The sequence below is a fragment of the Chamaesiphon sp. OTE_20_metabat_361 genome (genome assembly GCF_031364565.1).
Genome location: NZ_JANLWO010000008.1, coordinates 1 through 7,583 on the forward strand (window position 1 = coordinate 1; position 7,583 = coordinate 7,583).

6 protein-coding genes are annotated in these 7,583 nt (G+C 45.5%); 2 read left to right on the forward strand and 4 right to left on the reverse strand.

The genetic code is table 11. The features are described from left to right. Positions 1–321: 321 nt before the first annotated feature. Both RMO35_RS00230 and RMO35_RS00235 read right to left on the reverse strand, forming a co-directional pair. Positions 322–1,140, reverse strand: coding sequence for a hypothetical protein (locus RMO35_RS00230; RefSeq protein WP_309737736.1), 819 nt, complete (start codon positions 1,138–1,140; stop codon positions 322–324). Positions 1,141–1,634: 494 nt separating this feature from the next. Then, the gene (locus RMO35_RS00235) at positions 1,635–2,657 is read right to left on the reverse strand and encodes a spore photoproduct lyase family protein (RefSeq protein ID WP_396134918.1); all 1,023 of its coding nucleotides are present in this window, start codon (positions 2,655–2,657) and stop codon (positions 1,635–1,637) included. A 332-nt stretch (positions 2,658–2,989) separates the two neighbouring features. On the opposite strand from RMO35_RS00235, the gene RMO35_RS00240 reads away from it, so the two are divergent. Together RMO35_RS00240 and RMO35_RS00245 are read left to right on the forward strand one after the other, a co-directional pair. Next, positions 2,990–3,889, forward strand: a complete 900-nt coding sequence (locus tag RMO35_RS00240; protein WP_309737739.1) for a homogentisate phytyltransferase — start codon at positions 2,990–2,992, stop codon at positions 3,887–3,889. Between the two features lie 259 nt (positions 3,890–4,148). Continuing rightward, positions 4,149–5,189: a tocopherol cyclase family protein gene (locus tag RMO35_RS00245; protein ID WP_309737740.1), complete on the forward strand. Its 1,041-nt coding sequence runs from the start codon at positions 4,149–4,151 to the stop codon at positions 5,187–5,189. A gap of 182 nt (positions 5,190–5,371) precedes the next feature. Here the strand turns inward: RMO35_RS00245 and hppD are convergent, their stop codons facing one another. After that, entirely contained in the window at positions 5,372–6,430 is a 1,059-nt protein-coding gene (hppD, locus tag RMO35_RS00250; RefSeq protein WP_309737742.1) for a 4-hydroxyphenylpyruvate dioxygenase, read from the reverse strand. A gap of 225 nt (positions 6,431–6,655) precedes the next feature. After that, the gene (locus tag RMO35_RS00255) at positions 6,656–7,516 is read right to left on the reverse strand and encodes a methyltransferase domain-containing protein (RefSeq protein WP_309737744.1); all 861 of its coding nucleotides are present in this window, start codon (positions 7,514–7,516) and stop codon (positions 6,656–6,658) included. Positions 7,517–7,583: the final 67 nt, after the last annotated feature.

Here is a 7,583-nt window from a genome sequence, read left to right on the forward strand (position 1 = left end):
TTCTTTGATTCCAGCTAGCTTACAAGCAATTGCCGTACGTTTTGAATCTTCAAGATTAATAGACATCGAGCGTTCTCCTTACTAATTTATTTTCATTGTTGCCAATGAACTCTCTCTTTATTTAAGATAAAATATTCAGCCAAATTGCTCATCTCTCTATTGGTAGAGATTCTGGATATATCTTTAGATAAGTAATAAATTTGGCAATTCGAGCGTTGTGAAAAACATGGACGATCGCGCGATCGTCCATGTTTGCGTATGGCTAGCTCAATTTATACAAATGTTAAAAATCTCAAACTGAGTTAATTAATCAACCCATCTTTAGGCTAAAGATTTACCAAATGTTGTCAATGCTTTACCGAGTTTTTGGATCGCTCCTTTGAAACCGCGTCCGGCATCAGCGGCGGATGCCGTTGTTTTCTCACCGAGTTCGATTAATTTTTCGCTCAATTCACCGCCTTTTGTTTTACTGCCTTTCAGGATTTGCTTGAGGGCTTTGAGGTCGGTGGCGATTTCTTTGAGGCTACTATCTTCAGATTTGTGTAATAAATCGTACCAGCGATCGATCTCGCCAACTGAAGCTTTGGCATCGATTTTATCTGGCGATTGTTTGAGCGTATCTACCAGTGAGTCTAGGTCTTCAAGTTGCTCGGAATCTTCAGCTTTAGCTAATGACCGACCGATTTTAGTCAGTTGCTTACCTAGATGTTGTAAAGGCGTTTTGAGTGCTTTGTCAGTATCAGCGGCGATCTCAATTGTTTGCTCGCCTAAATGACTGATTAGCTCGCCGAGTTCGTGTCCGCTTGGCTCTGGACGTTTTAAGAGTTTTTGCAACTCTTTCAACCCGCTCGCAATTTCTTTAGCTTCTGGTTGTTTGGACTGTTTTAATAAACTTTGAAATGCCTCGATCGATTCTAGGGCAGTGTCAGGATCGAGAGTGCTGAGATCGCCTTCTAATGCTTGCGAAAGTGACGCTATTTTTTGAGATCCTTGGGCGTCATCGGGTGCCGATTTTGAAGCTGGTTCGGCTTTTTTGCTAGCTTTGGTACCGTCGGCTTTTTCTTGCTGTGCGGCTCCATTCTCAATCGAGTCTGCTTGAGTCGATTCGCCTTTGTCTTGAATTTGTCTTTGGCTGGCCATAAGTTTTCAAGCTGTTGTAGATGATTTACACCCAGCTTACAAAGCTTTAGCGATACTTCCCTCACTCAAAGGGTGTAGCTAGCTATCATCCAGTAGAGGGAGTCCGGGGACTCCTGGCTTCGTTTCTACACCGCCCTCAAATGAATTAGTTGCTCATAGCCAAAGTTCGTTAAAACGAACTGAATCAAATTTGGTAGTTCTCTTCAGAGAACTTGAGCTGTCTTGATTCGCTGTCTTGACTGAAACACATGGGTCGAGAACCTCCGCGTGATTTCAGTCGCAAACCGTCGGGAAACAAAGGCGTGCGCGAATCGCTATTAGCCCGTTGGCAAAGCCTATCCGAAGGATACACTTCTAGTTCAGGGCGGTGCTTGAGCGAAGCACATCGATTTTTCTTATCCCGAACTCACGTTAATTAATCAGTCCGCGTAGGCGGACTTTGCATTACTAGCCCCGATTTCAATCGGAGGCGGGACTCGAACGAAGCTAGGCCACTACGTCCAGTACAAGATTTTGGCATCAGGAAAGCGTCGCGCCAATTCCCGCATAAAGAAACTGCGTAGCTCCTTCATAATGTCATTTTCATACACATACTTGGTACCGCCAAACTTATTGCGCTTGACTTTGCGCTGGGACTCATCCATTTCCAGCTTAGTTTGGGGATACCACTCCAGTAACGTCTCCTTGGAGCCGGGAGTAAAACGGTGCGAAATCAGCTCGAACGTCAGATCGCAATCAAAATCTAACGCATTCGCGATCGAGTCTAGCAGATTTGTATAGTGCAACTGCCAATCCTCAATCGGCATAATCGGCGCAATCACAATCCCCACTGGATAGCCACCACCACCGCGCGCTGGTGGCAAAGCCAACTTATGGACAGCCTGCAACCGCGCCGCAACGGGAGCTGTACCGCCCTCAAACCGCTGCGAAGCGGGTGCTGCATTGACACTGAACCGACAGCGCGTATGCCCGTTGTGAGGCAAATCTAGCAGCGAATCGACACCATCAAATTTGGACACCCACCGCAAATATCCATCTTTACGAGTACCAAAGTAACGGATACACTCTGCTAAACTGCCTGTGAGATGCTCGATGCCCAAGGGGTCGGTATAGCAACTAACTTCAAAACTAGTTGCCTCACCAGTACGCTCGTAAGCAGCCAAATTTGCCAGCGTCTGCGGCAGATTGGCAAACGCCCGAATCACAGGCGGCCCTTGCAAGCTCCCGGCTAAATAGCAATACTGACAGTGAGCGGGACAGCCTTCGGCAAGGTGAAACTGCCAATCAGCGGAAGGGGGAATCGGACTGAGCTTGAAACTACTGGGAGGAGCTGTCACCACAGCTAAAGTGCGCTTGGCAATCTGATATGTCTCGCGCTCATTTTCACCCCGCAATCCGGTTAAACGGTTGTGAGGGAGAATTTCAATCGGTAAATTTAAGGACTGAGTGCGGGCTAAAATTTGTTGCCCCCAGGGTTCGGCAATCGCCGCAGGTGTAAACAAGACCTGCTCTGGCATCCACAACCGAGGCTGGGCGAGCGTAGCTGATGCAGTGATACTAGAATCAATTGCGATCGACACAATATCTATCTAACTTTTAGAACTATCTCTATTGTGACATCACCCACTCACAAGCAGGGTCGGGCGGCACCTACGGATATCTCGCTTCCCATTGTTAATTTGCCCTCATTTAAGAACCCGCACCAAATTCACCCAAGTTTTCTTCAATTACAATTAAATTATCACCTTGCTGCTCTAAGTTGCGATCGTAGATCTTTGCAGCTAATCCATCCCCCAGTCTCCCAGTCCCCCAGTCCCCCAGTCCCCCCGTCCCATATCCTCTCCGCCTAATGTATCTATCACAGCTCTGGAAATTCTCGCGTCCCCATACAATTATCGGTACCAGTCTGAGTGTATTTGCACTGTACACGATCGCGATCGCCACCACGCACAGTCCGATTTCCTGGTTGAGTATCGGTCAACTAATCGGAACTTGGATTGCATGTTTGTGTGGGAATGTTTATATCGTTGGCTTGAATCAACTGTATGATGTCGAGATCGATCGCGTCAATAAACCCGATCTACCATTAGCTAGTGGTAAATTATCCATCGCTCAAGGTAAATGGATTGTCGGGGTGACGGGGATACTCGCGATCGCGATTTCGGTTATCTTAGGTAAGTGGTTATTTGCAACTGTTACCCTAAGTTTAGCGATCGGTACCGCTTATTCTTTACCCCCAATTCGCTTCAAGCAATACTCACTACTTGCCGCAATTTGTATTTTGACGGTTAGGGGTTGTGTTGTTAATTTAGGACTATTTTTGCATTTCGATCGACTATTTACGGGTGGAGAGTCTGTACCGCCGAGTGTTTGGGTGCTGACACTGTTTATCTTAGTATTTACCATTGCCATTGCCCTATTTAAAGATGTCCCCGATCTCGAAGGCGATCGCAAGTATCAAATCGAAACTTTTACAATTGTTTTAGGTAAATCAACGGTTTTCAACTTTACCCGCTGGGCGATTGCGACCGCCTATCTTGGCACGATCGCGGCTGGAATCCTATTACCATCGAGTATTAATACCTGGTTTCTGACAATTTCTCATACCGGATTACTCGGTTTGCTCTGGTGGCGATCGCAAGATATCGATTTAGAAAAAAAAGAATCGATCGCCAATTTTTATCAATTTATCTGGAAGCTATTTTTCTGGGAGTATCTAATCTTTCCGATCGCTTGTTTTGTGTATTAATAGATGCAGGCAATTGACAATTCAGGATATTTATTGAAGTATTAATTTTTGATTTACTAATGTTAAAATAGACACAAAAGCGAGCTTTGGAGTTAAATAATCATGAAGCTAGAAACACAGTTAGACAAGCTAGCCGAATTAGGATTATGCCTCAATTCTGGGATAACCATCGACGATCTTTTATATTCATACGAGCGATCTCTGTGGTGAAGATCTGGAGCCAGTAATCCCTAGTTAAATTAATTGATAATTGTTAATTATGAAAGTACCCCATAGTGGCTATCATTGGAATGGTATCGACAATGATTTTTTTGAAGGATGGTATTTTCGGCTAACATTGCCAAAGATTAGAGAATCATTTGCCTTCATGTACTCGATCGAAGATCCTTCAGGTAAAAGCGACCGTCGTGGTGGTGCAGCGCAAATACTCGGTATTGACGAACAACATTTGCTCTGCTCTTTTCCAGATATCGATAAGTTTTGGGCAGACAAAGATTCCCTCAGCTTAGGACATTGGGGTGAGACTAATTTAACTATTAAACCGCAATTGTTAGCAAGTGACAAATTCGATCGCCAAATTACTGAAGGCTATCAAGTTACCGCCACTCTCCACCAAGGCAACCTACCCTCACAAGCGTGTCGCTGGTGTTATCATACTGTCCCGGTTTATGGCTGGGGACAGCCCCAGCAGCCCCAACAAGCCACGGCGGGTTTATTATCGTACTTGAGTGTCTTTGAGCCGGGATGGCAGATTCTGATGGCGCATGGCTTGGCGACAGGCTGGATCGAGTGGCAGGGCGAACGCTATGATTTTACCAATGCGCCAGCGTATAGTGAAAAAAACTGGGGTCGCTCTTTTCCGCAGAAGTGGTTTTGGGTAAATTGCAATAGCTTTGACGAGACGGTTGGTTTGGCAATAACCGCAGGTGGCGGACGCCGCAAGGTATTGTGGACGACTGAAGAAGTCGGGATGATTGGCGTTCATTATCGCGACACTTTTTATGAATTCGTCCCCTGGAATTCGCAGATGACTTGGCAGATTCAACCCTGGGGCGAATGGCGAATTCAAGCGAGTAATAGCGATTTTGAAGTAGAACTAATCGGCATGACAGACTTACCAGGAACGATGGTAAATACGCCCACAGAAAAGGGTTTGGTGATGTGTTGTCGCGATACGCTTAAGGGTTTATTATCGATCGATCTTCGCACTCGTCAAGGTCGTCAAATCATCAAAGCAACTAGTCAGAATGCTGGCTTGGAAGTTGGTGGCGATGGGTGGGAGCGAGCTTGGGTAAAATAGTTCGCCTTCTAGTAAAAATAAGTAGGGGCAATGTCTTGTCTTGACTGAAACACATGGGTCGGGAACCTCCGCGTGATTTCAGTCGCTGTTTTGCTCAACCGTCGGGGAACAAAGGCGTGCGCGAACCGCTTCATGAATTGCCCCTACTTATTTTTACTAGATCCGATCGGTAAATACTGAGCTTAGATAGACAATATAGAAGCATTATACTCCTCGATCGCTTCAAATAATGCTTGGAAATTCCCTTGTCCGAATCCTTGAGCGCGATTGCGGCGTTCGATGATTTCAAAGAAGAAGGTAGGTGATTCAAAGATCGGTTGCGTAAATATTTGCAAGAGAATCTGTTTTGGTATAGACATAGACCAATCCATCAAAATTTGCAACCGTTCGAGTTGCTGCCACTCTTGATTAGTTAACAGAAATTGTTGTGCCAATCTTGCCCTATTTTGGAGGTTAGTATAATAAGTCTGCGGAATTGGTAAAAATGCTAACTTCTGCTGCTGCATTCGATCGATCGTCGTCCAGATCTCCTGAGTTTGCAAGGCAATATGTTGAATCCCCGCACCATGATTGAGATCCAAAAATTCTTGAATCTGGGAATTACTCGAACTCGGCTCATTGATATTAAATCTAATCTTGCCACACGCACTTACCAGAGCCTTACTCGCCAATCCTGATGTCAGCGTCTGAATATCAAATGTCTGTTCTACCTGAAAATCAAATATATCTCGATACCAGTTGGCAGCTAAATCCAACTCACCCGCAGCCACATTTAAAACAATGTGATCGATCCCAGTAATTGGCTCGTGTCGATCGATTTTCGTCGAAGTAATCTCTCCCAGTTGCGATTGAATAATGGTATGTTCGACAGAACCCCAACCTCGAATTCTCAGCCACTGACACTCATCCAAATCTGCCGAAGCTGCTAATACCGTTACGCCCAGTCGATCTACTTTGCTCCTAATCTCTGCTAGATCCAGAACCCGAAACGAAACATCCTTAACTCCCGAGGGATGTAGTTGCAGATACTCCGCCACTGGACTACTGGTATCTAGTGGGGATGCGATCGAAAATAACAGCTCGGAATTACCGACCCAATGCACGAGCGTCCGCGATGGGTCGCTCTGATGATGAACTAAAATTGGTGAATTATCTAAAGATTGTAATCCTATCTGTTCGACGAAAAAAGATTGCGTTCGATCGGCATCCCTAACATAGAAATGAATACTATCTAATTCCATAAAGCTAAATTATTATGCTCGTTTCAAAAGGATTAAAGCTTAAATCTTGCTGGGAAATGATGTTTGATGAAAAAGTGCCAAGCAGAGCATCTCGACACCTAAATTAAACTAAAAGATAGCGCAATGAGCTAACCACCACAAAGCAAACTGCTCGGCAATCGCTCCTCATCTTTAATGACAAGACGATATATGTCGATCGATAGTTCGCGACTTAACAGCTTAGATTTAAGTTGATTTCGTCGCGGCAATCAGACCGAAGCGAATCAAACCGCGCCGATAGCCCTCACTCATCAGCCGTAATGATATCGCTGCCTCGATCGTTTTCCAACCCGCCTTCACCAGCCCAAATACAGCCTGTGGTGTAATCGCTGAATCGATGACCACATCCCAAAATGGTTCGACAGCCGTAGACCAATCAGCCACGCGCAAATCCTGAAAACCGCATTGGGTCACAATCTCAGTATATTCTGGCAGCGAAATTACATAAGGCAAGCAGTAAACTCGATAAATATCGCGTAAATGCCGCTGCTCGTCAGGTGTCAGCGGCGTTGTTGCAGTTGTCGGACGGTGACACCAAGTAACAAAAATCATCTTCCCACCTGGTTTCAAGACGCGATGACACTCTTGCAAGAACTTCACCTTATCTGGCATGTGTTCGCCACTTTCTAACGACCATACCAAGTCGAAACTATTATCGGCAAACGGCATCTCCAGCGCGTTAGCGACCTGAAAATCCGCCTTGTCTGCCAAACCAGCCGCTCGCGCTCGCTCCTTGGCGCGATTTGCCTGGACGGGAGAAAGGGTAATCCCCGTCACCCTCGCCCCAAATTTCTGGGCTAAATACAGGCTACTACCACCAATTCCACAACCAACATCGAGAATATTTTGAGGTCGCTCCTTGCTAAAATCATCAGCCCAAATCAATAATTCTTCGATGAGGTCGATTTGAGCCTGACGACGATCTAGCTTATAGTTTCCATCTTCCCCATAGTATCCGTGGTGCATGTGTTCGCCCCAGATTCCCTCCCACAGACCGCTTGAAGCATCATAGAATTCTTTAATTTCTTGGTACAGTTGGGTACTCATTTACAAAATCTCGGCTGATAGTCTGCTCGTACATTCTAACGAAGACCATCTAGTTACAGATGTTAAA